Source organism: Ktedonobacter sp. SOSP1-52, assembly GCF_016587395.1.
The window spans coordinates 259016-284618 of sequence record NZ_BNJH01000002.1; the positions used below are offsets into that span (position 1 = coordinate 259016).

Sequence of the window (25603 nt, forward strand, 5' to 3'; positions counted from 1 at the left end):
GGAGGAGAGAGCTTGTGAGGTGGATTTACACAGTTGCTTGACGTCTTTTTCGCGAAAGGATCTTTTCTCATGGGACTCACACTGAGAGGCGGTTCTCAATCGGCAAAAGTGGTTGCCATGCGCGCTGCTTCATCCCTACGTGCCAGCATCACCACCCTCCTTCGCCGTGCTGACCTCGCTCCCGCCGTGCTGATCATCGCTGGCATCTCGTTTCTGGCTCATATCCTGGTCGGCAACAATTACGGATATTTCCGGGATGAACTCTATGTTCTGGCAATGAGCCAACATCCCGCTTTTGGCTATGTGGATGTCCCGCCGCTAGTTCCCTGGATCACGCTGATTCCCCGCTTGCTCACCGGCAATGCCCTCTGGGCCATCCATGTGATCTCGGCCCTGGTCTGCGCCGCGACAATCATCCTGACCGGACTGATGGCCCGGCTCCTCGGCGGCACGAGGTGGGTCCAGGGACTCGCTGCCCTGGGATCGGCGACGGCCCTCGTCCTGATGGCAAACGGCTCAATCTACACTTACGATGTCTTCGATGCATTCTGGTGGTCGGCTTCTGCCACTATCCTCATCGTCCTGCTGCGCGATGAACGCCCCCGCGACTTCATCGCGTTCGGCCTGGTCGCGGGCCTGGGATTATTGACGAAGGAGACCATCCTCTTCTGGGGGTTCGCACTGATCCTCGGATTGCTGCTAACTCGACAACGCCGCCTGCTGTTCACTCGCTGGACGGTGTTTGGGGGCCTGATTGCCTTCGCTCTCGTCTTGCCATTCCTGATCTGGAATGCCACGAATGGCTGGGCGTCGGTGCAGTATTGGGCGGGCTATTCCAAAAATCATAGTGCAGGTGGGTCGCCCCTCGATTTCCTGATCAACCAGCTCCTCGGCATGAATCCCCTCTCGGTGCTCTTGTGGGGGGCAGGACTGTGGTACTTCTTCTCCGCACGCGGTGCGCGCTTTCGGGTCTTCGGGTGGGCGTATCTCATCCTCTTCGTTCTCTTCAGCGCGATTCAGGGGAAAACCTATTTTCTGGCACCAGCCTACCCGCCATTGTATGCTGCTGGCGCGGTACTGCTCGGTCAGTGGCGGGTGCGCTGGCCCAGGTGGATCGCGGCCTATCCTGTGCTGCTGGTCGTGAGTGCCGTGCTGCTGGCCCCTGCGGTGATGCCAGTGTTGCCGCCCGCCGTGTATGGACATATTTATGGCAAGGGTGGCAATGCAGGGTCGCAGCAGGATGCTGGTGATATCGACGGCTTGCCACAAGCCCTGGCGGATCGCTTTGGCTGGGGGGAACAGATCGCGTTGATTGCTCAGGTATATCACAGCCTACCAATGGATGAGCAGCGGGTTGCCTGCATCTTTACCTCCAATTATGGTGAGGCTGGTGCGCTCGTGCAATTCGGTGGGCGCTATCATCTGCCACCACCGATCAGCGGACACAACGCTTTCTATCTCTGGGGGCCGCAAGGGTGTACCGGCCAGGTCGTCATCACGATCAATATTTCTCCCCAGGACGCTGCACAAGGGTTCAACTCGGTGATGCTGGCCGCCAGGACTTCCTGCGATGATTGTGTGGACTTTGAGAATCATGCTCCTATCCTGATCTTGCGGCAGCCGAAGGCGAAGGTACCATTCGCGGTACTCTGGGCACAGGCGAAGCATTACGATTGAGGTTAGGCAGGGTTGAGGGCACGACAGTTTTCCCCGCGCACATCCAGGCTTCAGTGGAGTTACTTTCCTGGCAATAAGCCGTGCGCGAGCGCTATGGCTACCTGACCCAGAAGATGCGTGTAGAGTATAGTGGTCGTATGGTATGATGCATAATATATGCAATTATTGGAGGTCGGCTGTGCAGAACATCTTGAAGTACCGCCAACGCATCATCCTTCTTCTCATCCTCCCATTTCTCTGCCTACTTTCGCTGGGTCTCTTGCTCTATACAGGTCTGCTCTGGCCAAACGCTCTCTTCGCGTCCAGTTACCAGGTGCGGGGCTTAGATGTCTCAAGCTATCAGCAAAAGATTGACTGGAAACTCGTGTCACAGACTGGCACCTATACATTTGTGTTTATGAAGGCGACCGAGGGCAAATATTATAAAGACCCATTCTTTCAAGCCAACTGGCAAGGCGCCAGGACATACGGCATCCTTCGAGGTGCCTATCACTACTATACCGAGTATCGAACTGGTGCTGAGCAGGCTGATAACTATATCAGCATGGTGCCTAAAGAGGCAGATATGCTTCCACCTGTGCTGGACCTGGAGGTACCTGGCCCAGATCACGCGATTATGCTGAAGGAAATCAAGGTCTTTCTGGATCGTATAGAGGCCTACTACGGGGTCAAGCCCATTATCTATACCGATCACACTCGCTACGACGAGTATATCAAAGGCAACTTTACGAAATATGCCATCTGGATACGCGATATCCTTATGCCAGCCCAGTGGAGCCAGAAGAATGGTTGGACCTTCTGGCAGTATAGTAGTCGCGGGCATATTCCCGGCGTCCCCGGCTTTGTTGATCTCAACGTCTTCTTTGGCGATAAGGCTAAACTGCAAGAACTCACCAGCAAAAAATGACAAAAAGCCGCTAGGAGAGGCCGAAGAGCGAGGATATGATTGCTGGTAACGAGTGTTGAAAGCGCCTGTTCTTCCATACTGCGTCCGTCTTCCTCCCTCTTCGTGATGCTCCTACCCAAAAAGTATAGCAGAGAACAGAGGTTCTTATCTACGTGGGTGCATGTTTCTCAGCTCGATCCAGAATCATGGTTACCTCCTGGACGTGAGGCATAGCCCGCAATTGATCCAGCGCCTTTGTCATATGCAGCGTCCCTGGTGCAATGCATTCCAGGTGTACCTGCTGGCTTGCTTGTTGCTGCTGAAGATGGAACATCTTCAGTTCTATCTTCTGGTGAGCACAGATAGTATGAATAGCGTTTGCCAGATTGGAGGTATCGGCCTGGGCGGAGAACGTCATATCAACGGTGTAGGTTAAAGGTGCCAGGCCCAGAAGATGTGTTCGCTCCAGGTAGCGCAGCGCAATCAAGACAAATAAGGCAATAACGGTTGCCACAAGGGCTTCCCAGAGCATCCCCGCACCACAGGCCATGCCAATCGCGGCGACTACCCAGATTGCGGCGGCGGATGTCAGCCCTTTGACATGTTGATGATCCCTACTAATATAGATCGCGCCGCCACCCAGAAAACCGATGCCCGCGACCACGTAGGAAGCGATACGCGTTGGGTCTAGCTGGATATGTTGTCTATTCAGCTGATCATAAAAGCCATAGCCAGAAATAATGGTAAAAAGGGCACAACCCAGCCCAACCAGGGCATTCGTGCGCATCCCGGCAGCCTGACCTCGATTCTCGCGCTCCCAGCCGATAGTGGCTCCCAGGAGCAAGGCCACGCAGAGGCGTAAGATGATGAGAGGGAATGGAAGCATAGACTGTTTCCCTCCTTTTCTAGCAACCAACTATCGTACTATTCCCTATGGATAGGTGCATTGCGCTCTTTACTATAGAACAATTCTCAGAGAATGCAAACTGCACAATTTCCGTTTCACCCCGAGCGCATTGCCATACCCTTTCTTGTATATATACACGATTGAGAGCGAGCGAGCGATGAAGTCCGGACGACAATTGTGATATGCTACCCGTAACGGACAGGTGTCGGCGCAGAATGAGAAGAAGATCGCCAGTTATCAAGCCTGAAAGTTCCCTCATTGGGGAATGAGGGTCGTTATTGTGTTTTTGGAAGAGGAGATGAGAACTCATGGAACGTTTGCGGTTCGGCATTATTGGCTGCGGTGTGATTGGACAGATGCATGCAGAAGCCATTGCCTCCTTGCCCGACGCGCAGTTAGTAGCGGTCGCGGACACCATTGTCGCGAGTGCGGAGAAGCTCGGAGCAAAATATGGGGCGACCCCCTATGCCGAGTACCAGCAGATGCTGGCAGAGGCGCCCATCGACGCGGTGTGTATTTGTACACCTAGTGGGCAACATGGACAGCCCGCCTGCGAGGCCATGCGGGCTGGAAAACATGTGGTGGTAGAGAAGCCCATGGAGATACAACTTGAGCGTATTCAGGAAATGCTAGCAGTCCAGCGCGAAACCGGACGCAAGCTGACGGTTATTAGCCAGCATCGCTTTGATGCCGCGTCTCAGCAGGTGCATCAACTGGTCGAGGAGGGTGCGTTTGGACGTCTAGTGCTTGGCAATGCAGCGATTCCCTGGTGGCGCTCGCAAGCCTATTATGATAGTGGTGCCTGGCGCGGCACCTGGGAGTTGGATGGGGGTGGGGTCTTGATGAATCAGTCTATTCACTCTATCGACCTCCTTCAATGGTTTATGGGGCCAGTCAAGAGTCTGCAGGCCTATACCGATACCCTGGCCCATACGATGGAGACCGAGGACGTTGCCGTGGCTATTTTGCGCTTCGCCAATGGCGCGCTAGGTACTATTAACGCGACCACGGGTGCCTATCCTGGTGTAACCACGCGTATCGAAGTATTTGGCGACCGGGGTTCGGCCGTCATTGAGAATGACAAGCTGCGCTTCCTACGCCTGGCTCGCGACGAAAAGGAAGAGGTTGGTGCCTATGGGAGCGCAGGGTCAAGCAATCCGGAGCCAGAGGATAATGGCGCCGGGGCCTCCGATCCTACCAATATCCAGACCTCAACCCATGCCGCGCAGATCGCGGACTTTATCAACGCCATCCGCGAAGATCGGACGCCTGCTATTGATGGGTATGCCGCGCGCCATCCCGTGGAGATTATTCTGGGTATCTATGAATCGGCGCGTACCAAAAAGGAGGTCTCCTTCTCATGATTCGTCTCTCAGCCTTTGCCGATGAAATCTCGCCCGACCTGGGAGAGCAGATCGCGGTTCTCCAGGAAGAGCAGATTCACTTCATTGATTTGCGTGGAGCCTGGAATAGCAATGTGCTCGACCTGAGCGATCAGCAGCTCCATGAAGTCAAGCAGGCGCTTGAAACGGCTGGTATTGGGGTCGCGGCGATTGGCTCGCCGATTGGAAAAGTTCCGATTACCGGCAATTTTGTTGAGCACATGCAGCGCTTTGAGCGTGCTCTGTATGTGGCAGAGTACCTGGGATCACCCTATGTACGTATCTTTTCCTTTTATCCGCCTACTCTAGGCGAGGCCCTCCACCAGGATCAACATAAGTCCCAAGAAAGCGGCAACCCGCTTTCGGGAGAAACCGAGCCTGGAATCGATGCCTACAGAGCAGATGTGCTCCAACGGCTGGCAGCGCTCACTGAAAAAGCAGCCAAAGCTGGTATCACACTGGTGCATGAGAATGAGAAGATGATTTATGGAGATACGATTGCGCGCAACGTTGATCTCCTGCAAAGCGTCAATCATCCACGCCTGCGCGCGGTCTTTGATCCCGCGAACTACCTTGAGTGTCAGCAGGTGCCATATCCCCAGGCCTATGATGCGATCAAGCCCTGGCTGGAATACGTGCATGTGAAGGATGTGAACGCCCAGGGAACGCTCGTGGTCGCTGGCGAGGGAGAGGCCCGCTGGCCAGACATCTTGCAGCGGCTGCGTAGCGATGGGTATGATGGCTTTCTCTCGCTTGAGCCGCACCTGGCGGCCGCGGGCCAGTTCCAGGGGTTCAGCGGGGCAGATCGTTTTCGCCAGGCCTCCCAGGCGCTCCAGCGTCTGCTGCGCGAGATCAACTGGGAATATGCATAAGTAGATACAAACAAAAAGGTGCTCGGGTCTTACCCCCGAGCACCTTTTTGTTTTGCTTACCGAGAAGCAGTGGGTTCTTTTTGCTTGTTTCCAGTCTCTCCTCCACTCTTGCGCACACGGAGCACCGAGGCTCCAATGGCCAGGGCCAGAACGATGGCGATAACTAAAAGCGAGAGCGCGGTTGGAATATGGAAGATATCCGCTAGCAGCATCTTCACGCCGACGTAGGTCAAAATGACGGCCAGCCCTGCTTTCAGGTAATAAAACTTATGAATCACGTTGGCAAAAACGAAGTAGAGCGAACGTAGGCCCAGAATAGCAAAGATGTTTGAGGTATAGACAATAAACGGGTCATTGGTAACCGCGAAAATGGCGGGGATGGAATCAACCGCGAAAACGAGGTCGGTTGTCTCTACCACAATAAGCACAAGCAGCAATGGTGTCGCGAGAAGCCGTCCATTGTGGCGGGTAAAGAAGCGGCCTTCATCATAGTCCTGTGAGACGGGGAGAATGCGTCGCAGAAGCTTAAGCACGGGATTACGCTCCGGATGCACCGCCTCATCTTTCTGTAGGCCCATACGAATACCTGTAAAGACCAGGAAGGCACCAAAGAGGTAGATGATCCAGTGGAATGTCTCTAACAACACTGTGCCAACGCCAATCAGCAGGCCGCGCATTATGAGTGCGCCTAACACACCCCAGAAGAGAATACGATGTTGATGCCTGGGAGCAACGGCAAAGTAGGTAAACAGTAGGACGAAGACGAATATGTTATCGACGCTCAACGACTTCTCGATGAGATAGCCAGTCAAAAATTGCAAGGCGAGGTCTGGCCCCTGAAAGATGTAGATACCCAGGTTGAAGGCCAGAGCCAGGCCAATCCAGATCGCGCTCCAGATCAATGCCTCTCTGGTTGAGACCGTGTGTGAGTGACGATGAAAGACGCCTAGATCTAATGCCAAAAGCACCACAACAAAGGCGTTAAACAACACCCATGGCCAGATTCCCTGTGTAAAGAACATGCTTCTCTCCCTCTCCCTAATTAACTCATATATAGCTTTGTGCGTGACTTCTCGCGCCTGGGTAGTGAGTGTGGTGGATGCTGGCTGCCTGCGGCAGCCAGCATCCACCACACTCACTACCAAAAAACAACGTAACATATGGGCCTAAGGTGGGGCTGTGAGGAGACTGAATCGCAGGTAAGAAGCTTGGATCTACACAGCGAGTGGGAGCCAGACATAGAATGTGCTGCCCTCTCCGGGCTGGCTCTCAGCGGTAATGCGCCCATTCAGCTGCTCTACCAGGGTGTATGCTATCGCCAGGCCTAAGCCAGTGCCCTCCCGAGAGCGGGCGCGATCCGCGCGATAGAAGCGCTCGAAGATATGGGGGAGATCGCCAGCTTCAATACCAATCCCGTTATCTCTTACCTGGAGAAGGGCTTCCTGGCCTTTACGCTCTAACGAGACGGTAATGATACCACCATGCCCATTTTCCTGGGCAGGTGCATATTTGAGCGCGTTATCAAGCAGGATCAGCATGATGCGGCGGAGATTCTCTTCATTGCCATAGACGCGCACAGGCTCGATATGGCTCACTTTGAGCTGGAAACTCGACCGATCCATAGCCAGTCGTCCACGCAGTTGGCGAACCAGTTGCAAGAGGGAATGATCCAACTCGACTGGTTGCTCACGGAGGTTTCCGCGTGGCGCTGCCACCGCCAGTTTCTGTTCCTGCTCAATAGGAGGAGGCGGGACGATGGTATCGGCGCTTACGTCGGCGCGTGCCAGCAGGAGCAGTTCGTCGACAAGGCGCGCGAGACGCAGGGTTTCGCTATGCGCATCCATGAGCATTGTTTTGCGCTCCTCGGCGGGCAGTTCATCGCTATGCCGCTGGAGAAAGGCCAGGTTTCCCTGGATGGTCGTTAGTGGGGCACGCAACTCGTGTGAAGCGTCTGCAATAAAGCGATGTTGGGCCGTGGCAGCCTTCTCCAGGGCGGCCAGCATCTCATTAAAGGTATCTACGACCTCGACCATTTCATCATGCCCCTTCGGACGTTGGACCCGCTGGTGCAAATTGCCCACATGCACGCCACGGGACTCATTCGCGATATCACGCGCGGTCTTCACCATATCGGAGAGCGGGTGCAAGACATTGGTCGTAATCCCCCAGCCGATGCCTAGCGCAGTGATCAGCACCAACGCTCCCGTGGTACAGAGGAGAAAGAGCAATTGGGTTTTGGTGGCCTCCTCTGGACTGAGCGACCTGGCCACCAGGAGCATGCCAATCACGGGACCTGGCTGGCCCCCTGGGGCGACCTGGGGTTTATGAATTGGCTCAACCAGAATGCGCAGAGGTTCCTTATTCGGGCCAGATACCGTATATGGTTGGGGATCGCCTGCATTTTGCAGGGCGCGCTGATACATCTCTGCTGTAGGCGTGATATTAAGAGGCTCGTTCTTCGAGGCATATTGTAAGTGATGCGCCTGGTCAAAGACCTTGACGGTGATCCCTAGCGTATCTTTAGAGAGGCTATGGGTATCGATCACACTCAACGAGAGGGGAGTGGGCCAATCGCTGTCTGCATGCAAACGTTGATGGCGCAGGAGTTCAGCACGAATGTTGGCCTGGGCAGTTCCTGCCTCGGCACGCAGTGATGCATCCACGCTATTGGAGAGCGACTGTGAGGTTAACAGGAAAACGAGCACACCAAAAAAGAGGAGTGAAACCGCGACCAGTCCTCCATACCAGGTAATCAAGCGCAGGCGTAACAGCCGAGGACGCTTGTTGGGAAAAGGAGAGACAGTGTCCTCACTCTGCTGCTTCTGGCGTAGCGATGGGTTATTATTCTCTAAAGACATAGCCAATACCACGAATGGTGTGAATCAGGCGCGCCTCGCCATCTGCTTCGAGCATGTTTCGCAGATAGCCGATATAGACCTCAAGCACATTGGATGACCCCTCGAAGTCCAGTCCCCAGACACGATCCATGATGACATCCCTTGTCAATACCTGGCGTGGACGACGCAAGAAGAGCGCCAGAAGCTCATATTCCGTAGGTGAGAGCTCTATTTCACGGGGTCCACGGTGAGCGACACGTGTTCCTGTATCGAGTTGCACATCGGCATAGTGCAAGATCTCGTGTCGCTCAACCTGATTTCTTCTCAGCAAGGCCTTGATACGCGCCACCAGTTCTTCGGGGGCAAACGGTTTGACGACATAGTCATCAGCGCCAATCTCAAACCCCTTCACACGGTCCGCGACGTTATCTCGTGCCGTAAGCAGTAAGATAGGTACATTATCTCCTGCTACGCGTAAACGCTGTACGACCTCCAGACCATTGAGTCCTGGAAGCATGACATCTAAGACGATAAGATCCGGCGCGCGCTCTAATGTTCTCTTGAGCGCATCATCACCACTGGTAGCGACGGCAACACTGTATCCTTCATAGGCCAGAATTCGTCGCAATAAGTCGGTAATGCGTGGGTCATCATCAACAACCAGTAAATGTGCTTTCATGTTGTATTCTCTTCTCCAGTTTGCAAAGGGGTATCGCCACAGTAGTATATCACTGCACACTGATACCTGACTAAGAGAAGTCTGAGATCAGACTGAGAAGTTTTCCCCCTTCCATCAAGGCAAGGCTATGTTGTAGACTTAAAAGGCAAAGGGGGGAGAAGTTCTCATATGCCATGGGGCATGAAGAGCCCACCTTGTTCACTCGTATCAAGCCGAAGATACGCGTATGACTGTAACATACATGACGGAGGTCCGTTCTTGGGAAAAGTAAATGTAGGCATTATTGGTTGTGGCGCGATTAGTTCTATCTATCTTGAGGCGCCAGAGAAATTTGATATTTTAAACATCACTGCATGCGCAGATATCGATCTTGAACGTGCCCAGGCCCAGGCCGCGAAATACCATGTGCCCAAGGTCTATACGGTCGAGGAATTACTGGCGGATCCAGAGATCGATATTGTACTCAACCTGACGATTCCCAAAGTCCATGCGGAGATCGCACGGGCGGCCATCGCAGCAGGGAAATCGACCTATAGCGAAAAACCGTTAGGCATCAACCGCACAGAGGCGGCGGCGCTGTTAGAAGAGGCGCGCGAGAAGAAGTTGCTTGTGGGGTGCGCTCCAGATACCTTCCTCGGTGGGGGACTTCAAACATGTATTAAACTGATTGATGATGGAGCTATCGGTGCGCCTATCGCGTCCACTGCCTTTATGCTGGGTCATGGTCCGGAGAACTGGCATCCCAATCCAGATTTTTATTATCAACTGGGTGGTGGTCCTATGTTTGATATGGGTCCATACTACCTGACCGCCCTCATTGCCATGATGGGACCTGTGCGCCGCGTCACTGGCTCCACTCGCATCACCTTCCCAGAGCGCAAGATTACCAGCAAGCCCTTCTATGGACAGACGATCACTGTTAATACGCCTACCCATGTGACGGGAACGCTGGACTTTGCCAGCGGCGCGATTGGCACGATTATTACCAGCTTTGATGTCTGGTCGCATCGCCTGCCCCTGATTGAAATCTATGGGACAGAGGGGACACTGAGCGTTCCTGATCCAAATACATTCGGTGGCCCCGTTCGCGTACGTCGCTTTGATGATAATGAGTGGAGAGACGTCGAGCTAACGCATGGCAATACTGTAAACTCCCGGGGTATCGGTATTGCCGACATGGCGCATGCGCTCCAGTCTGGTAGCTTCCCGCATCGCGCGAGTGGCGAACTGGCCTATCACGTACTTGACATCATGCAAGCCATTCATGATTCCTCTAATGAGGGGAAACACATTGAGCTTAGCAGCCAGTGTGAGCGTCCTCTGCCCTTGCCAGTTGGACCCAAACTCTGGTAATAAAGGCTATCCATTCTATCCATCATTGTAGAGTTCTTATTCCGAAACCCAACATCACTCTCGTGGCTAACGCTTCCCCCATTCGGGGACAAGCGCGCTCAGGTTTTCGGAGAAGAAGATAGTAACCAATGGAGGGAAATGATCAATGTCACAGATCAAAGGACCTGCGATATTTCTTGCCCAGTTTGCCCAGGATACGGCGCCTTATAATACTCTGGCAAACATCAGCCAGTGGGCAAAGGGCCTGGGCTACGCAGGCGTCCAGATTCCAGCCTGGGATGCGCATTTTATTGACCTGGACAAAGCCGCCGAGTCAAAGCAATATTGTGAGGATCTCAAGGGTCAGACCAATGGCTTAGCGATTACCGAGCTGGCGACCCACTTAATTGGGCAACTGGTCGCGGTTCACCCTGCCTTCGATATCATGTTTGATGCCTTTGCCCCTGCCGAGCTGCATAACAATCCAAAGGAGCGTCAGAAGTGGGCAACCGGGCAGATGATCAAAGCCATCAAGGCCTCGCGCAACCTGGGCCTGGATGTCCTGCCAACCTTCTCCGGCGCGTTGCTCTGGCATACCATGTATCCCTGGCCACAGCGTCCCCAGGGCCTGGTGGAGCTAGGCTTTAAAGAGCTGGCGAAGCTTTGGGAGCCAATCCTCAATGTCGCCGATGAGTATGGCATCGATCTCGCCTATGAAATCCATCCCGGCGAGGATCTCCATGACGGCGTCACTTTTGAGCGCTTCCTGGCCGCGACGGGGAATCATTCCCGTGTGCATATTCTGTATGATCCCTCACACTTCGTGCTCCAGCAGCTCGATTACATCGGTTACATTGAGTACTATAAGGACCATATCAAGGCCTTCCATGTCAAAGACGCCGAGTTTAATTCCTCGCCCCGCTCGGGTGTCTACGGTGGTTACCAGGACTGGCAGGATCGCCCTGGCCGCTTCCGCAGCCTGGGGGATGGCCAGGTTGACTTCAAGCGCGTCTTCTCCCAGCTCACACAGATTGGCTACTCCAGTTGGGCTGTGCTTGAATGGGAGTGCTGCATTAAGGACTCTGAGCAGGGGGCACGTGAGGGCGCGGAGTTCATCAAGAGCATGCTGATCGATACTCCCACCAGGGCCTTCGACGACTTCGCTGGTGGCGCGGCCGATGACGCGACCAATCGTCGTATCCTGGGTCTTGACTAGGTTCTTATTCCGAAATCCAATGTCACGCTCGTGACGAGCGCCCAGCGCTCAGGATTTCGGATAAGTAGTAGGTAGAAGGAGAGAGAAACGATGGCTAGAGAGGTTGCCAATCGCAGGCTACGAGCCGGTATCGTTGGCGGGGGCCAGGGGTCCTTCATCGGCGCGGTCCATCGTATCGCCGCCGAGCTTGACGGACAGGCCGAGGTCATCGCGGGTGCGATGTCGACTAATCCTGAGCGCGCCCGTGCCTCTGCGGCAAGCTGGTACCTGCAACGTTCATACGATAGCTATGAAGAGATGGCACGCACAGAGGCGCAGCGCGCCGACGGCATCGATTTCGCGATTGTTGCCACGCCGAACCATATGCACTTTCCCGTAGTGAAAGCCTTCCTTGAGCAGGGCATTCACGTCGTCTGTGATAAGCCTATGACCTTTAGCCTGGAGGAGGCGCAACAGCTCGTCTCCCTAGTAGAGGGGAAGCAACTGGTCTTCGCTCTCACCCATAATTATACCGGGTATCCTACCGTGCGTCATGCGCGTGACCTGGTACGCCAGGGGGCGCTAGGTGAGGTGCGCAAGGTGCTCGTTGAGTATGTCCAGGACTGGCTGCTCGACGCACTCGAAAAAGAGGGGAACAAGCAGGCTTCCTGGCGCACGGATCCAACGAAATCGGGTATTGCGGGTAGCGTCGGTGATATTGGAACGCATGCCGAGAACCTGCTGGAGTTCGTCACCGGGTTAAAGATCACCTCGCTCTGTGCCGACCTGACCACCTTTGTGGAGGGGCGTGCCCTCGACGATGATGCCAACATGCTCCTACGCCTGGAGAATGGTGGCAAGGGCTTCCTGACCTGCTCGCAGATCGCGGCTGGTGAGGAAAATAACCTGACGCTTCGCGTCTATGGCACAAAAGCGGGCCTGGAATGGCACCAGCAGGAGCCGAATACGCTCATCTTCAAGCCGCATGGTCAACCGCAGCAGATCCTGCGTACCAACCAGGGGTATATGAGTGATGAGTCCAAAGCACTCTCGCGCCTTCCTGGCGGACATCCCGAGGGCTTCTACGAAGCCTTCGCCAACATCTACCGCCTGGCAATCGCCGACATCCGCCGGGTCGAGTCAGGTGAGCAGACGCAGGGTGGCTACCCCAACGTCTATGATGGCCTGCGGGGCCTGAACTTCATCGTGAAAGCGGTGGAGAGCTCACAAAAGGGTGCTGTCTGGGTCGAACTGTAGAGTAAATACTCGATAGGCACTATAGACATAGGCATCCAAAGGGTCTGGATGAAGCGTTTCAACGGGGCGTTTTATCCAGGCCCTTTCTCTTTTATTGCCTGCTTAGCCAGGTAGTGGTACAAATTGTGGGTGAAATTAGCGTGGATGCGAAACGTTGATACCTGGTTCTCGCCTGAAATCGTAAAAGGAAAAGCATCCATTACATTTACTCTCTACAATCTTGACGACAAATCTGTTTCATGCGATCTCCTCTTATGGGAAATAGACGATTTCCCTCTAAAAGTAGGAGACTAAAAGTAGGAGAAATTTATTGGCTATAAGAATCAGTGTTTCTCCTGGGCAACATGATGAGATAGCCTCTGCCTCTCTGTTTTGACGACGGTTGTGCCCACCGCCCTCCCTACTAATAGAGGTTCCGCGAGCACATCTGCCGCTGAGGCACCGATGTCGGGGCGTGCCGCGATCACTTTATACGCCTCAAACTCCAGGCGGCGAGATGTCTTGCCGATATGCGATACACGCCCTTTCACCTCGATAAAATCTCCTGCATAGAGCGGCGCGAGAAATTCCACATGCTCATAACTTACCAATAATCCCTCGTCCCCATCACAGAGGATGGCCAGTTCCGTCGCAGCATCGCCAAACAAAGATAGCATGTACGCTCCATTTACCAGCTGTCCCCCGTAATGGGCATCATGGGCGCTTAAACGCACACGCAGCAGTGAAGTATACTCAGACGTGACAACCATGGATGGCTCCCTTCACAATGTACCTAACAAACGTTTGTTAGCATCTAGGTCCAATATACCTCAGCAAGAAAAAGTATTTTTACATGGCTACTGTCCATTATGGACAAAATTTGCTTAAAAAAACAAGCTTTTACAAGATACTCCTTTTGTTTCTTTGCACCTGCGGTGCTCAGCATACCCTACTTAGTATTCATACTGCAACTCTTTTAAGACTATAGGAAAATACGTATATGATACAATACAGAGGAATACTTTTATTTGGGAGTTATGCTTATGCTAACCTATACTCATGCGCCACAGCTTACGGGCGCCTATCTTGGCGAGGTCTGGGAACGCCTCCCTCCTGCTCTACGCCCCACCCTCTTTTTGGCCGATCCCACGCTCTCGCAGCAACTTCGCTGCGAAGTGACAGTTGTGAGCGAAACCTTTCAGTACACGGGCAGCTTTAAGTTTCGTGCGGCCTATAACCTACTCGCCAGTATTCCTCATCAGCATGTGATTACGGCCTCGTCAGGCAATTTTGGACAGGCGGTCGCCTACGCAAGCAAGTTGCTTGGAAAAACCTGTACCGTTGTTATGCCGACAACTTCAGCTCAGGTGAAGATTGAGGCTGTACGCGCCTATGGCGGGACCGTTGATCTTGTGGACGTGCGCCAGGTCAGCCGGGCCAAGCGTGTGGCTCAGTTAATGCAACAACATCCAGAGGCCTTCCAGGCCCCCGCCTATGATGATTACCGCGTCGTTGCAGGCAACTCGACGCTCGGGATGGAGATCTTTGCGGCCCTTGATCCCGATGTTATCCTGATACCCGTTGGCGGCGGCGGACTGAGTTCTGGCCTGGTGATTGCTCGGGACTATTTGCAGAAAGAAACGGAGATTCTGGGGGCTGAACCCTTATTAGGCAACGATGCCGCGCGCTCACTACGTCAGGGGACGCTTATAAGCAATACAGATGAACCCACGACGGTGGCCGATGGAGCACGCACACTTAGCCTGGGCCAACTTAACTGGGAAATCTTGCGCCAGGGCATGAGTGACATCCTTGAGGTGCCAGATGCTGCGATCCTGGCAGGACTCCGCCATAGCTTCCGTTACCTAAATCTGAAGGTGGAACCCACAGGCGCACTCTCCTTGGGGGCACTCTTAAACGAGTCAGGGCGCTTTGAGGGGAAACGCGTCTGCTGCGTCGTGAGTGGTGGCAATGTTGATCCGCGACTCTATGCTCAGTATCTCACTGCAGAATAAAGAGGAGGGGCGCGATTTTTTCGCGCCCCTCCTCTTTTTCTGCGTCTCGCCTCCTATTGAGGAGGAAAGATTGCGAGATTCGTAAATCGTGCCTCAGCCCCTGGTTTTGTCTTGGGCAGGTTCGAGACAAAGAACGCGACAGAACCACTTAAGTAGCTGTTATCAGAGATCGTTTTAATGGTCTGTCCATTCACAATGAAAGTCATCGTGGATCCCTTGGCCTTCACCACAATCTGATTGGTCTTACCCATCGGTTGAATAGCCGGATTCGCGGCATTAGGCACAAGCGTTTGAGCCTCAAGTACCGTCGTCTTAGCCGCGTCAGACTGGCCCTTGAAAATGGTATAGGTGCCATCGCCATACAGCTCAAGGCGATAGAAGGTCGCCAGTGAGCCGTTTTGCGCCGCAGCGGCGCGAATAACCACACCATAGCCACCACCACCCGACTGTGGATTCGGGTCGCCTTTGCTAAGCGTTGCATTCACAAACAACTGGAAATCCCCATATGACTTACTATCGGGTAGTGTCTCGGTGAAGAGCTTATTATCGTTGTCGTTCAGAGTAAGCGCGCCGTTGCTCAGAGACGTTGAAAACGCGCCTTTGGCGTCCTTTTCCAGGTGCCAGCCATTATTATTGTTTGCAAACGTGTCGGCAAACAATGGCTTACCGGTCGGGGTGGGTAATGGCTTGAGTGTATTGACCGTCGCAGTACTCTTGTTTGTACCGGTATTGCCCCCATGTGAGAAAATGAACACGCCACCAACACTTGCGATAATCACAACCAATACCAGCACAACTGCGCTAATAATCATACCCCAGCGAGGGCGTTTCTTCTGCTCCGAGAGCGCAAAGGGATCAAGAGCGGGCGAGAAAGGAATCGCGTTCCCGGTATGACGCTCACTGCCTTGATTCCCAGCGAAAGGAGAACCGCTCTCCATGCCGTTCTGTCCCCACTGGGTCCCAGTGCTAACGTTAGGAGTCTGAGGCTGTCCCCATTGTCCGGAGCCCATTGGCGTTTGGGGTTGGTTCCACTGCATCCCAGAACCTGTTTGGGGCTGCGCCTGGTTCCATTGTGTGCCTGAACCGGGCGCAGCGTTAGCAGGTGCTCCCCATGGCGCATTTGCATTCGCTGGTTCCTGCGCCGGGGCTGATTGTCCCCATTGAGGGGGCGCAAATTGTCCCCACTGGGGACGCGAGGCCCCGCTCTCTGGCAGTGAAGCGGGTGCATTTGTCGGTTGATTCCAACCCGGGCTACCTCCCTGGTTGAGTCCAGGCATTGAAGGAGTAAAATTATTTCCAAATGGCGACCCACTATTCCCTTGATTTCCCATTGCAGGTCCCGATTCAAAGAGCAATCCGCAATTTCGACAACGCCCCTCATTCATAGGCGATGCCGCGCCGCAGCGTGGACATTGACGTCCTTGTATATTAAATACCGACGAGGACATGGAAACCTCCAATAACAACCGACATGCTTAACGCTGAGTATCGCATAGATCTACAAGAAAGTCCAACACACTCCTGAAAGATGGTATCTTTAGGTCGATTGGCGAATTCTATACATCTTTTTTGCATTGATCTGCTTCATAAAGAACGTACATACATTGAGAAACACATGAGAAAGCCAAAGAAGTGTGTATGCTCACCAGAGATAAGCGCGCAACGAGCGTAGGTTATACTTATAGCAATGCGGTCGATACTACAAAAATCGTACGAAATATCCCTTTAACACAGGAAATACAACGATCCTCCGTAAAACATTCTTCCCACTAGAAATATATCGCAAAGGCAGCCAGATATATCACAAATCTAGGAGAAAAGGCACAGTAGCTGGACACACGACACTAATCAGTTTTTTTGCTTGGGATTATAGTATCATAAAGTCAGCAATAAGTGGTATCTTTTCGCCAAAAAAGTGGGGTGAGAGTGGGACGACGCTGCTCAAGTACGCGTCTACATATGCGCGTCATATGTAGACGCGTGCTTGAGCAGCATCGCACCTTCCTGCACTTACCGCTAATTGCTTGCGTCCTAGCGCATACTGAGCACGGGTATCTCTCGGCGGATCTCAAAATGGAGACAGCGATGCGCCTGCCGCAGTGCCTCCTCCACCTGGACTGGAGTTTCACCGCGCGCGAAGATAAACCCCAGGTAGCTGGCCCCCTCTGGCAATGGCACCAGGGGATGATGCACCTTTGCCGTGATCTCGACGCCTGTAATCAGGGGAACAGCAGCCGCTGCCTCCACGCCTGTCACCCCTTTGAGTATGCCCGCGGAGGGAATAGGAATCATCATCACGCCGGTCGCGTGTGTGTCACGTTCAAGCGTTTGAATTTCTTCGCCAATGGCATGCCGCAAAATTAGCTCTTCAAGGCACATGCCTGAACCAAACTCAAGGATGGTCGAACAGAGACCCCCTATCGAGCGGCCAGCAATTTCGAGCATCCAGGGTCCGGACTCATTGACACGAAGCTCGGCATGCACCGGCCCATGGCGCAATCCCAATGAAGATGCAGCCGTCGAGACACAGTCTGCGATGGCTTGCTGTACCTCCTGAGACAGACGCGAGGGCGTGGTATAGATCGTCTCCTCGAAGAAAGGACCATCCAGGGGATCTGGCTTATCAAAGAGTGTCAGGACTTTGAGCGCCCCATGCGTCAGGATACCTTCAAGCGCGACCTCAACCCCGGGGATAAAGTCCTCCACCAGGAAGGTCGTCTCTTCCTCTGCATATCCCTCGCTCAGCACGATCCGCTTCAGGCGATAAAAGGCCTGGAGAAACTCCGCTGGATTATTGGCACGTATCACCCCACGGCTACCGGAGAGGCGACGTGGCTTCAATACACAGGGATAACTTACGCGTTGCGCGATCTCTTCCGGTGCTTCCTGCAAACTAAAATCGCGGAACACCGGGCAGGGCGCCCCCCCCTCCGACATCAGGCGTCGCATCAAGAGTTTATCACGCGCGGCTTCTGCCGCGCCGGGCGAGTTATGAGGAAGCCCCAGGGCGGCACAGGCTTGAGCGGCCAGTTCGCTGGCGCTATCATCCACTGAGAGTATGGCGGTGATAGGGTGCTCCCGCGCATAGTCCATAATGGTACGTACCGATGTTGGAGTATCGGAGAAATCAATCCCCAGCGGCACATGCCAGTAGTCCGCCAGCGATTCAGGAAGATCGATCCCTACAACCACCTCCAGTTGTAACTGTTGCGCAGCACTCAAAAACGCACCAGCGCGATAGGTTGAGGGAGACATAAGCAAGAGAACACGCTTTGGGGCCTCTTCACTTGCATGCATACTACGTACATTGCTCATAGACGTTACTCATCCTGCTCTACATCTACAACAAGACCCTTTGATTTCAAGGCAGCCGCCAGCCCGAAGAGACGCGCATCGCCGCGCACCGTCCAGAGAAGTTCCTGGGAGGACAACGCCGATTTCTGGCTCTCCTCCCAATGACATTCATAGGCCCCCTGCCAGTTCCTATGCTGCACACGTCCCTGGTAGTGCCAGGGCGCGGTCATCGGACGACGATGGTTAAAACCCAGGCCAGCACCATCAATGCTGGCAAAATCTTTACTGCGAAAGATGACCTTCATGCTTCCAAACCTCGTGCGGATTCCTATGCTTAGCTTATCATAGCAGCAACCAGCTCTTATGAAAACAATTTCGCGCGCCAAAAGCTGTCATCTACACACCACATTATTACATTTTCGTAGTAGAATACATCAGAGAAAGGCGAATGATTAGCTTAATACCATAACAACTATAAGAAACGAAAGAGATTTCCATGTCTACACTTACATTCTGGATAGATGTTGATAATACCCTCATTGATAATGACAGGGTCAAACAAGATCTTTTTGATCAGCTACAAAATCTTCTCGGCGAGAAGCTCAACACACGCTTCTGGGAAGTCTATGAAGAGGTGCGCGAGGAGAAAAGCGTCGTTGATATCCCGCTTACACTGGAGCGCCTGCGTGAAGAGATACCTCTTACAGAGATGAACGCCGAAACCTATAAACGCGCACATGCCATATTTGACGACTATCCCTTTGACGAGCGGCTCTATCCTCATACGTTGGAGACGCTGACCCATCTGGGCTCCCTGGGAACAACGGTCATCGTCTCAGATGGCGACCAGGTGTTTCAAGATAATAAGATTCACCAGAGCGGGCTGGCCCAGGCCGTCGAAGGACGAGTCCTCATCTATGGGCATAAACAGAGGCACCTCGACGAAATCATTGCACGCTATCCGGCGGACCACTTTGTGATGATCGATGACAAGCCTCAGATCCTGCATGAAACGAAGGCCATTCTAGGCCAGCGCCTGACGACCGTCTTCGTCAGGCAAGGCAAGTATGCACATGCCAACCCACCCGAGGGCTTTACACCAACCATCACGGTCTCCACCATCGCCGACCTACGCACCTACACTACAGAACAATTCCTGAAAAACTAGGTAGGGTCCATGCTAGCATGGACTCCGAGGCCCGCAGGCCGACACCCAGGCGTGGGGGAGTCGCTTCGCTCGGAGTCCATGCTAGGCTAGCATGGACCCTACAATGGAGTTCTAGATCTCTTCCGAGGCCAGGTGGACACGGAAGGTTTTAATCTCGAAGGGGCGCACGGCGAAGGACAGAGTCTTGCCTTCATACTGTGCCTCTCCCTGTGGCTTCTCCAGCAGATTACACTCCTGCGCGGAGACGATGGAGGAGGCAAAGCGCAAAGTGGCCTTTCCACGCCGATTGTGCGCTTCATAAAGACGCACGATGAGACCATCGCCATCCTCGGCAGGTTTGACCGTCTCCACAATAATATGTGGGCAGTCGGTTTGCAAGAATGAAGCCGACGACGTTGCTCTGGCAGCAATGGGCTGGGTCGTCCCCTGCGCCAGCAGCACCGGAACATTTAGCTCATACGCGCGGCGCTCCACACCCGCTTCGCGCCAATCTCCCTGGTGTGGCAAGAGGCTATAGGTGAAGCGATGCAACCCCTGGTCAGCCTCTGGATCTGGACTGACGCCAGACTTCAAGAGCGTCAGGCGCATGACATTATCATGCACATCATGGCCATACTTGCTATCGTTCAGCAGGCTCACGCCATAGCCACTCTCGCTGAGATCAATCCAGCGATGGGCGCAGACCTCGAAGCGCGCCATATCCCACGAAGTATTGCGATGCGTCGGTCGCTGAATATGCCCAAACTGGATCTCATACGTCGCCTGGGCACTGTTAATCGCCACGGGGAAGGCGGCTTTCAGGACGGTCTGGTGTTCATGCCAATCAATCTCTGTCACGAAATCGATACGCGCCGAGTGACGCCAGAGAGAGATGCGCTGGGTGACACGTGAGGCCATGAAGGGACGCACCACCTCAACCGTCGCCCGGATGGGACCCTCCTCGATCACGCGCACGCTCGCCGCCTCCAACAAGGGATAAGGCTTCTCTTCATAGAAGAGATCGATATCCCAGGCATCAAAGTTCAAAGGACGATCTTCAAAAGCAATCAACTGATTGCCCGTTTGCCCCGGCGCCAGCACATCGCGCTCAGCCAGTTTATCATAGAGGCGCTCAATCTCGCCGTTTGCCGTCAAGTTCAGCTCATAGTAGGCGTTCTGGAGGGTAATCTGTCCATTGGCATCCACAGAAGCCCGGCAGGCACTCTCCGATGCCCCAGTTTCAGCGGCCTCAAGCGTGGCAAAGCCCATTGAAGGGACCTTAACCGTATCGAATAAGAGATACTTCTGGCCGTCCCAGTCTTCCACCTGCTGTCCCTCTGGCAGCGTCTCCGCGTCGACAGCAGTCAGCGCGATCTGGACGGGATCGGTGCGCTCCCAGGGAAGCGTATTCAGTAAGCCTGGTTGTGCCGCCCTCCAGCCCAGGGAACTGGCCAGGTGGGCAATAGCCTCGTCGCGTACCTCGGAGGCAATGGCGTGTGCCTCCTGATAGAGGCGCAAGGCGTCCTCATAGACCTCGGCAATCGACGAGCCGGGCAGGACATCATGAAACTGATTCAGTAGCACCAGTTTCCAGGCCTCATTCACGCGCTCCTGGCGCGTTTGCATGCCATAGAGGCTTCCCCAGGCATTGAGCAGTTCAACCTCGCGCAGATAGAGTTCGGCCCGGCGATTGCCCTGCTTGGTGCGTGCCTGCGAGGTGTAGGTTCCCCGGTGATATTCCAGGTAGAGCTCGCCCACCCAATTTGGCAATTCGGGATGCTCCCAGACGCGCTCATAGAGATCATCGAAGTAGCGATCCACGCGTCCCATCTCCACCGTGGGGAAGCCTGGCAAGTCACGAAGTACAAGCGAGCGCTCAAGCTGATGCTCTTCGGGACCACCACCACCATCACCCCAACCACAGAGGTAGAGCAATTCGTCATTGATCTGCTGCTGGCGATAATTCTTCCAGGTTCCCCAGATATCCGAGGCGCGGAAGGGACCATTATAGGTATAGTAGGTGCTGACCGTTGAGACGTCGGGCGCGGTCACAAAGTGCGTGAGCACCTCTGTCCCATCGATGCCACGCCAGCGGAAGGTATCGCATGGCATACGATTAAATTGGTTCCAACTGATCTTCGTGGTCATAAAGACCGGGATATCACAGCCGCGCATGATCTGAGGCATAGCCGCGCTATAGCCAAAGACATCCGGCAGCCAGATATAGCGTGGCGCATAACCAAATTCCGCTTCCATAAAGCGCATGCCGTGCAGCACCTGGCGTACCAGCGATTCGCCCGAAGTCAGGTTACAATCGGCCTCAACCCACATGGCGCCCACCAGTTCGATGCGCCCCTCCGCAATACGCTGCTTCACCCGCTCATAGAGCTCAGGCAGATCTTCTTTGACCCATTGCAACGCCTGGGGCTGACTATGGGCATAATAGTAGTCGGGATAGCGCTCCATCAAGCTCAGCACATTAGCGAGCGTATGGGAGATCTTCTGGTGCGAGCGCCAGTACGGCCATTGCCAGGCCAGGTCCAGGTGCGCGTGTCCCGTAACAATCATATGGGGGCGCGTCCCCGCGTTCAAGCCGTCCGCGAGTTGCTCCTGGAGAAGCTTTAAGGCCGATTGAGCCGATTGAATGAAACGCGCGCTCGCATACCCTTCGCGGAGATCAAGCAGCGTATGCGCCTGATTTAAGCGTTCAATGAAGGTGTGGCGCACAAGGTCATTTTCGTCAAGCGACAGTGCCGCTTCAAAGACTGTGTGCAGCGTATGATAGAGTTGCCATACCGTTTCATTGCGCGCATGCAACGTCAAACCCTCAAAAAGTAGCGGGATATAGGTATAGACCTGGATCATGAGCTGATGCGCTTGCCCATCACCTACCTGCACCGGCAGCAGCAACTGTCGGTGGCGCCAGTCAAAGGCGCCGATGGCCTGCCCATCCAGAAAGACCGTCGCTTCGAGGCGCAGTAACAGAGCATCATCCTCCGACTGCGGCCAATGCAACTGTAGCACGAGGGCCTGGCCTTGCCACGAGTCAGGAGCCTGCACGGAGGTCTGTAGCCAGGTTGTCGCGTGTTTACGTCCCCACACCTGGCCGAGTTCTAAAGGTTGCCACGCCGCATCATCTGGAGGGGGAGGCGGCGTCATTGGACCAGTAGCCGGAGCATGCAGAATAGGTTGGAGTTGACGGCGAGGTCCCTCCATCGCTTGAGCCATACGCTTAATCGCAGCCCTTAGCTTTTTCTCGGTAAGCGGCATAAATGTTTTCTATCCTCTCTTTCCCATTACTTCCTTTCGAAAACCTGAGCGTTTATCCCCCAAATGGGGACGGAGCGCTAGCCACGACAGTGGCGCTGTGCCCCCGAATGTGGGTTGGTTTTCGCGTAAGAAGGATTTGGGGTTCGTGTGCGAATATTGTAGCATCGAGTCCCGCAAGGCAGCAATCAACGCTTGGTCGATATGCTATAGTATCTGTGCTATTGCCTTTAAAAGGACAAAGCTTTCATCAAACGGATATGCGCTCGCTATGTGGCATTTGCTATTAGAAAAGTAGTAGAATCAACACCATCATGAAAAAGCAGCAACCTTCTTCCCATACCCATATCATCCTCAGCCAGGAGGCTCGGGAGGAGATATATCAAGATGTGCATCAGCGCGCACATATTGAAGCCTGTGGTGCCCTCCTGGGGATCATGGATGAGGAGGGCAACTGGTGTATAGAACACGCGCATCCACTGGCCAATACCGCAAACTCGCCTGTCTACTTCGAGTTTGACCCTCAAGAACTCTTAACAGTAGAGATGAGCTATCCGGGACGACTCATTGGGGTCTACCACAGTCACCCAACAGGCTATGCTCAGGCCAGCAGTACGGATAGCGACAACATGCGCCGCGTCAACGCTGAACAGGGCATTCCCTGGGCCTGGCTGATTGTCTGCGGACCCTTCAACCAGACCCAGGAGTTGGCGAACGAGAAGTTGCTAGGCTATTTTCACTATGAGCGCGAGGGCCTGCAACGCCTGGAGATCATTTTCCAATAACAAAGCATGCTTATGCGAGCTGGAACATCTTGCGCGCAAAGCGATATTTCTCTTCATCGTGAATGACGCTCCCGCCCTCATGGCCATTAAACGGGTAGACTTTGAGCTCTTTCTCACCACCAAGATGGTTATAGACGGCGAACCCGCTTGAGGGTGGGCAGATCGTATCCAGCAGGGCAATGGAGAGTAAGACCGGGCAAGTGATGCGCGGCGCAAAGTTCATTCCATCGAAATAGCTCAATGTTTGATAACTCACTTCGACCGTGTGGGGGCGTCGCTTCCAGAGGTCCACAAGTTCGTGATAGGGACCCGCGCCAAACACCTCGATAGAGCGCTGGAAGTGGCAGAGGAAAGGCACATCGGGCATAGCCGCGACAATTCCTTTGTTGTGAGCCAGCGCCGCCACTGCCAGGGTCAGGCCGCCCCCTGACTTCCACCCGTGATGATAATGTCGCCAGTCTCGGGGAGCGAACGCACAACATCAATAGCACGTACACAATCGATATATGCATGCCGGTAGTAGTACTCGCGCGGATCGCTGAGACCCTTGGTCATAAAACCAACGAAGCCACCGCCAGAATAGGGGTAGTTATCGGGCGTCTGGCCGTCCTGGCCACGCGTATCAACCGTCAATACCGCGTAGCCCTGTAAGGCCCAGTGTAGATATGACGCGATATGTCCCCGGCCGCCTGAATACCCATGATACTGCACAATCGTCGGGATTTTGCCATCTTTCTCCAGGCGATAGCCTTCGTTCGGCACAATGTACCATCCCGCGACACGCGTCCGCTCATCATACGCGTTGTAACGCACATCATAGACCGTTACCCGGTCGACAACATAGGGCTGGACTTCAAACTGGGCGTCCAGGGGTCGGGCATCGCTTTCGGCCAGCGTCGCCTGCCAGAAGGCATCAAAATCGGCTGAGGCGGTGAGCGCGGGACGGTACTGCTCAAGTTCCGCGAGAGGCATATCAACGATCATGTAAAGATCTCCCTCTAACAAGATACTATGTGGGCATGACACAGATGCCTGCATCGATGACAGGCAAACATTTTTCCAGTATACAATACCTGGAAGGCCTTATGGCGTGCGGCGTTGCCTTTGGCGTATTCATTCTTAAGCTATGCTGGTAATTTGGCTGAATGTTTCGACGATTTTTAAGCCGAAATGTGGGAATTGGGCGCGAATGTTGGGAATCAAGCATTGGTCGCCTGAATACATGACTCAAGCAGCGGATCACAGCACTCGTCATTTGTAAATTCAGGGGCTTGATGATCGGGAAATTCCCGCCTTTTCTGACAGAAGAAGGGCCGAAGGATTGAATACGCATGCCAATTGTCGAACCTTCAGACTGCTGTCTTGTCACCCTATACTTGTAAATCAAGGGGAAATTTACCCGTCCACGTTGTTCGTGTTGATGAGCGCAAATATTATTTCGTCAACGAACTGGTTGTTGGCATATTGACGATCACGGAGGCGTCCCTCTTCCTGAAAGCCGAGCTTTTCGAGCAGGCGTGCGGAAGCGAGATTGGGATATGCAACCTGCGCTTCAATGCGATGCAAGTGGATGTGTTCGAAGCCGAACTGAATAATCGCGGTCAGGGCCTCTGTCATGATCCCTTTATTCCAGTAGTGTTTTGAGAGAATATAGCTCAGAACTGCATGTCGATTATCGACATCCCATGAATATCCACAATTGCCGATGACCCTGTTCTCACCCTTCAATGTGACGCCCCAGCGTAGTGCTTCATGTTGAGCAAAACGCCTTCGATGACGTTCAATACTCTTTTCTACTTGCTCGAGCTGTGTCATCGGGGCTGGATCGTAGTAGCGCATAGTCTCTTCATCGGACAGAAAGAGGAAGGAATCCTGCGCATCCGTTGCTGCGAGTTGCCGTAAGATCAGGCGTTCTGTTTCTAAGATCGGAAAGGTGTGCAGGTGGATATTTAAGCCCATGATGATTATACTCTCCTCAAGCGTATTCGATATAAACATGCGAATAGTATACGCTATTCTTTTTTCTCCTTCCAAAAGCATGTGGTGGTAATGCGTGAGATACGCAGCGCGCTGGCCTCCCGAATTTACAAAA

General features: G+C 53.8%; 20 protein-coding genes and 1 pseudogene. 10 read left to right on the top strand and 11 right to left on the bottom strand.

What is annotated here, in order from left to right:
- The first annotated feature begins 69 nt into the window (after positions 1–69).
- Entirely contained in the window at positions 70–1677 is a 1608-nt protein-coding gene (locus JMJ16_RS16860) for a glycosyltransferase family 39 protein (RefSeq protein ID WP_201383331.1), read from the top strand.
- Positions 1678–1855: 178 nt separating this feature from the next.
- On the top strand, positions 1856–2584 hold the full coding sequence (locus tag JMJ16_RS16865; RefSeq protein ID WP_201383333.1) for a GH25 family lysozyme: 729 nt from the start codon (positions 1856–1858) through the stop codon (positions 2582–2584).
- 148 nt (positions 2585–2732) lie between these two features.
- On the opposite strand, the gene JMJ16_RS16870 is transcribed toward JMJ16_RS16865, so the two are convergent.
- Complete coding sequence (locus JMJ16_RS16870; protein WP_201383334.1) at positions 2733–3449, bottom strand: MgtC/SapB family protein; 717 nt, start codon at positions 3447–3449, stop codon at positions 2733–2735.
- Positions 3450–3778: 329 nt separating this feature from the next.
- On the opposite strand from JMJ16_RS16870, the gene JMJ16_RS16875 reads away from it, so the two are divergent.
- Positions 3779–4834 carry a Gfo/Idh/MocA family protein gene (locus tag JMJ16_RS16875; RefSeq protein ID WP_201383336.1) on the top strand — a complete coding sequence of 352 codons (1056 nt, stop codon included), beginning with the start codon at positions 3779–3781 and terminating at the stop codon, positions 4832–4834.
- On the top strand, positions 4831–5724 hold the full coding sequence (locus JMJ16_RS16880; RefSeq protein ID WP_201383338.1) for a sugar phosphate isomerase/epimerase: 894 nt from the start codon (positions 4831–4833) through the stop codon (positions 5722–5724). Before JMJ16_RS16875 ends, JMJ16_RS16880 begins: the two co-directional genes overlap by 4 nt.
- 56 nt (positions 5725–5780) lie before the next feature.
- On the opposite strand, the gene JMJ16_RS16885 is transcribed toward JMJ16_RS16880, so the two are convergent.
- The 3 genes from JMJ16_RS16885 to JMJ16_RS16895 form a co-directional block, all read right to left on the bottom strand.
- A complete protein-coding gene (locus JMJ16_RS16885; protein ID WP_201383340.1) occupies positions 5781–6746 on the bottom strand; it encodes a TerC family protein in 966 nt (321 codons plus the stop codon).
- A 192-nt stretch (positions 6747–6938) separates the two neighbouring features.
- Entirely contained in the window at positions 6939–8582 is a 1644-nt protein-coding gene (locus tag JMJ16_RS16890) for a cell wall metabolism sensor histidine kinase WalK (protein WP_201383342.1), read from the bottom strand.
- Entirely contained in the window at positions 8566–9240 is a 675-nt protein-coding gene (locus JMJ16_RS16895; protein ID WP_201383344.1) for a response regulator transcription factor, read from the bottom strand. Before JMJ16_RS16895 ends, JMJ16_RS16890 begins: the two co-directional genes overlap by 17 nt.
- A 258-nt stretch (positions 9241–9498) precedes the next feature.
- Between JMJ16_RS16895 and JMJ16_RS16900 the strand changes: the two genes are divergently transcribed.
- The 3 genes from JMJ16_RS16900 (at position 9499) to JMJ16_RS16910 (ending at position 13024) form a co-directional block, all read left to right on the top strand.
- Complete coding sequence (locus JMJ16_RS16900; RefSeq protein ID WP_201383346.1) at positions 9499–10593, top strand: Gfo/Idh/MocA family protein; 1095 nt, start codon at positions 9499–9501, stop codon at positions 10591–10593.
- A gap of 145 nt (positions 10594–10738) precedes the next feature.
- A complete protein-coding gene (locus tag JMJ16_RS16905) occupies positions 10739–11788 on the top strand; it encodes a sugar phosphate isomerase/epimerase (protein WP_201383348.1) in 1050 nt (349 codons plus the stop codon).
- Positions 11789–11878: 90 nt separating this feature from the next.
- Positions 11879–13024, top strand: a complete 1146-nt coding sequence (locus JMJ16_RS16910; protein WP_201383350.1) for a Gfo/Idh/MocA family protein — start codon at positions 11879–11881, stop codon at positions 13022–13024.
- Between the two features lie 323 nt (positions 13025–13347).
- Here the strand turns inward: JMJ16_RS16910 and JMJ16_RS16915 are convergent, their stop codons facing one another.
- Positions 13348–13773 (bottom strand): hotdog domain-containing protein, encoded by a 426-nt coding sequence (locus tag JMJ16_RS16915; protein ID WP_201383352.1) that lies wholly within the window; start codon positions 13771–13773, stop codon positions 13348–13350.
- Positions 13774–14046: 273 nt separating this feature from the next.
- On the opposite strand from JMJ16_RS16915, the gene JMJ16_RS16920 reads away from it, so the two are divergent.
- A complete protein-coding gene (locus JMJ16_RS16920) occupies positions 14047–15018 on the top strand; it encodes a threonine/serine dehydratase (RefSeq protein WP_201383353.1) in 972 nt (323 codons plus the stop codon).
- A 53-nt stretch (positions 15019–15071) separates the two neighbouring features.
- On the opposite strand, the gene JMJ16_RS16925 is transcribed toward JMJ16_RS16920, so the two are convergent.
- The 3 genes from JMJ16_RS16925 to JMJ16_RS16935 all read right to left on the bottom strand — a co-directional run bounded on the left by JMJ16_RS16925 (position 15072) and on the right by JMJ16_RS16935 (position 18617).
- On the bottom strand, positions 15072–16349 hold the full coding sequence (locus JMJ16_RS16925; protein WP_201383355.1) for a family 16 glycoside hydrolase: 1278 nt from the start codon (positions 16347–16349) through the stop codon (positions 15072–15074).
- 700 nt (positions 16350–17049) lie between these two features.
- The gene (locus JMJ16_RS16930; protein WP_201383357.1) at positions 17050–18333 is read right to left on the bottom strand and encodes an ATP-grasp domain-containing protein; all 1284 of its coding nucleotides are present in this window, start codon (positions 18331–18333) and stop codon (positions 17050–17052) included.
- Positions 18334–18338: 5 nt separating this feature from the next.
- A complete protein-coding gene (locus JMJ16_RS16935; protein WP_201376347.1) occupies positions 18339–18617 on the bottom strand; it encodes a hypothetical protein in 279 nt (92 codons plus the stop codon).
- A 191-nt stretch (positions 18618–18808) separates the two neighbouring features.
- On the opposite strand from JMJ16_RS16935, the gene JMJ16_RS16940 reads away from it, so the two are divergent.
- On the top strand, positions 18809–19480 hold the full coding sequence (locus tag JMJ16_RS16940; protein ID WP_201383359.1) for an HAD family hydrolase: 672 nt from the start codon (positions 18809–18811) through the stop codon (positions 19478–19480).
- A 111-nt stretch (positions 19481–19591) separates the two neighbouring features.
- Here the strand turns inward: JMJ16_RS16940 and JMJ16_RS16945 are convergent, their stop codons facing one another.
- Positions 19592–22729, bottom strand: a complete 3138-nt coding sequence (locus JMJ16_RS16945) for an alpha-mannosidase (RefSeq protein WP_201383361.1) — start codon at positions 22727–22729, stop codon at positions 19592–19594.
- Positions 22730–23040: 311 nt separating this feature from the next.
- Between JMJ16_RS16945 and JMJ16_RS16950 the strand changes: the two genes are divergently transcribed.
- Positions 23041–23511: a Mov34/MPN/PAD-1 family protein gene (locus tag JMJ16_RS16950; protein WP_201383363.1), complete on the top strand. Its 471-nt coding sequence runs from the start codon at positions 23041–23043 to the stop codon at positions 23509–23511.
- A gap of 10 nt (positions 23512–23521) precedes the next feature.
- On the opposite strand, the pseudogene JMJ16_RS57145 reads toward JMJ16_RS16950, so the two are convergent.
- A pseudogene (locus JMJ16_RS57145) lies at positions 23522–24549 on the bottom strand (acetylxylan esterase).
- A gap of 357 nt (positions 24550–24906) precedes the next feature.
- Entirely contained in the window at positions 24907–25470 is a 564-nt protein-coding gene (locus tag JMJ16_RS16965) for a GNAT family N-acetyltransferase (RefSeq protein WP_201383367.1), read from the bottom strand.
- Between the last annotated feature and the right edge of the window lie 133 nt (positions 25471–25603).

What these genes read in the sequence shown, in the direction of transcription:
- JMJ16_RS16935 (WP_201376347.1), bottom strand. Translation starts at nt 18,617, where the DNA reads ATGAAGGTCATCTTTCGCAGTAAAGATTTTGCCAGCATTGATGGTGCT.
- JMJ16_RS16895 (WP_201383344.1), bottom strand. Translation starts at nt 9,240, where the DNA reads ATGAAAGCACATTTACTGGTTGTTGATGATGACCCACGCATTACCGAC.
- JMJ16_RS16930 (WP_201383357.1), bottom strand. Translation starts at nt 18,333, where the DNA reads ATGAGCAATGTACGTAGTATGCATGCAAGTGAAGAGGCCCCAAAGCGT.
- JMJ16_RS16940 (WP_201383359.1), top strand. Translation starts at nt 18,809, where the DNA reads ATGTCTACACTTACATTCTGGATAGATGTTGATAATACCCTCATTGAT.
- JMJ16_RS16910 (WP_201383350.1), top strand. Translation starts at nt 11,879, where the DNA reads ATGGCTAGAGAGGTTGCCAATCGCAGGCTACGAGCCGGTATCGTTGGC.
- JMJ16_RS16905 (WP_201383348.1), top strand. Translation starts at nt 10,739, where the DNA reads ATGTCACAGATCAAAGGACCTGCGATATTTCTTGCCCAGTTTGCCCAG.
- JMJ16_RS16925 (WP_201383355.1), bottom strand. Translation starts at nt 16,349, where the DNA reads ATGGGAAATCAAGGGAATAGTGGGTCGCCATTTGGAAATAATTTTACT.
- JMJ16_RS16950 (WP_201383363.1), top strand. Translation starts at nt 23,041, where the DNA reads ATGAAAAAGCAGCAACCTTCTTCCCATACCCATATCATCCTCAGCCAG.
- JMJ16_RS16965 (WP_201383367.1), bottom strand. Translation starts at nt 25,470, where the DNA reads ATGGGCTTAAATATCCACCTGCACACCTTTCCGATCTTAGAAACAGAA.
- JMJ16_RS16880 (WP_201383338.1), top strand. Translation starts at nt 4,831, where the DNA reads ATGATTCGTCTCTCAGCCTTTGCCGATGAAATCTCGCCCGACCTGGGA.
- JMJ16_RS16920 (WP_201383353.1), top strand. Translation starts at nt 14,047, where the DNA reads ATGCTAACCTATACTCATGCGCCACAGCTTACGGGCGCCTATCTTGGC.
- JMJ16_RS16875 (WP_201383336.1), top strand. Translation starts at nt 3,779, where the DNA reads ATGGAACGTTTGCGGTTCGGCATTATTGGCTGCGGTGTGATTGGACAG.
- JMJ16_RS16890 (WP_201383342.1), bottom strand. Translation starts at nt 8,582, where the DNA reads ATGTCTTTAGAGAATAATAACCCATCGCTACGCCAGAAGCAGCAGAGT.
- JMJ16_RS16945 (WP_201383361.1), bottom strand. Translation starts at nt 22,729, where the DNA reads ATGCCGCTTACCGAGAAAAAGCTAAGGGCTGCGATTAAGCGTATGGCT.
- JMJ16_RS16885 (WP_201383340.1), bottom strand. Translation starts at nt 6,746, where the DNA reads ATGTTCTTTACACAGGGAATCTGGCCATGGGTGTTGTTTAACGCCTTT.
- JMJ16_RS16915 (WP_201383352.1), bottom strand. Translation starts at nt 13,773, where the DNA reads ATGGTTGTCACGTCTGAGTATACTTCACTGCTGCGTGTGCGTTTAAGC.
- JMJ16_RS16860 (WP_201383331.1), top strand. Translation starts at nt 70, where the DNA reads ATGGGACTCACACTGAGAGGCGGTTCTCAATCGGCAAAAGTGGTTGCC.
- JMJ16_RS16870 (WP_201383334.1), bottom strand. Translation starts at nt 3,449, where the DNA reads ATGCTTCCATTCCCTCTCATCATCTTACGCCTCTGCGTGGCCTTGCTC.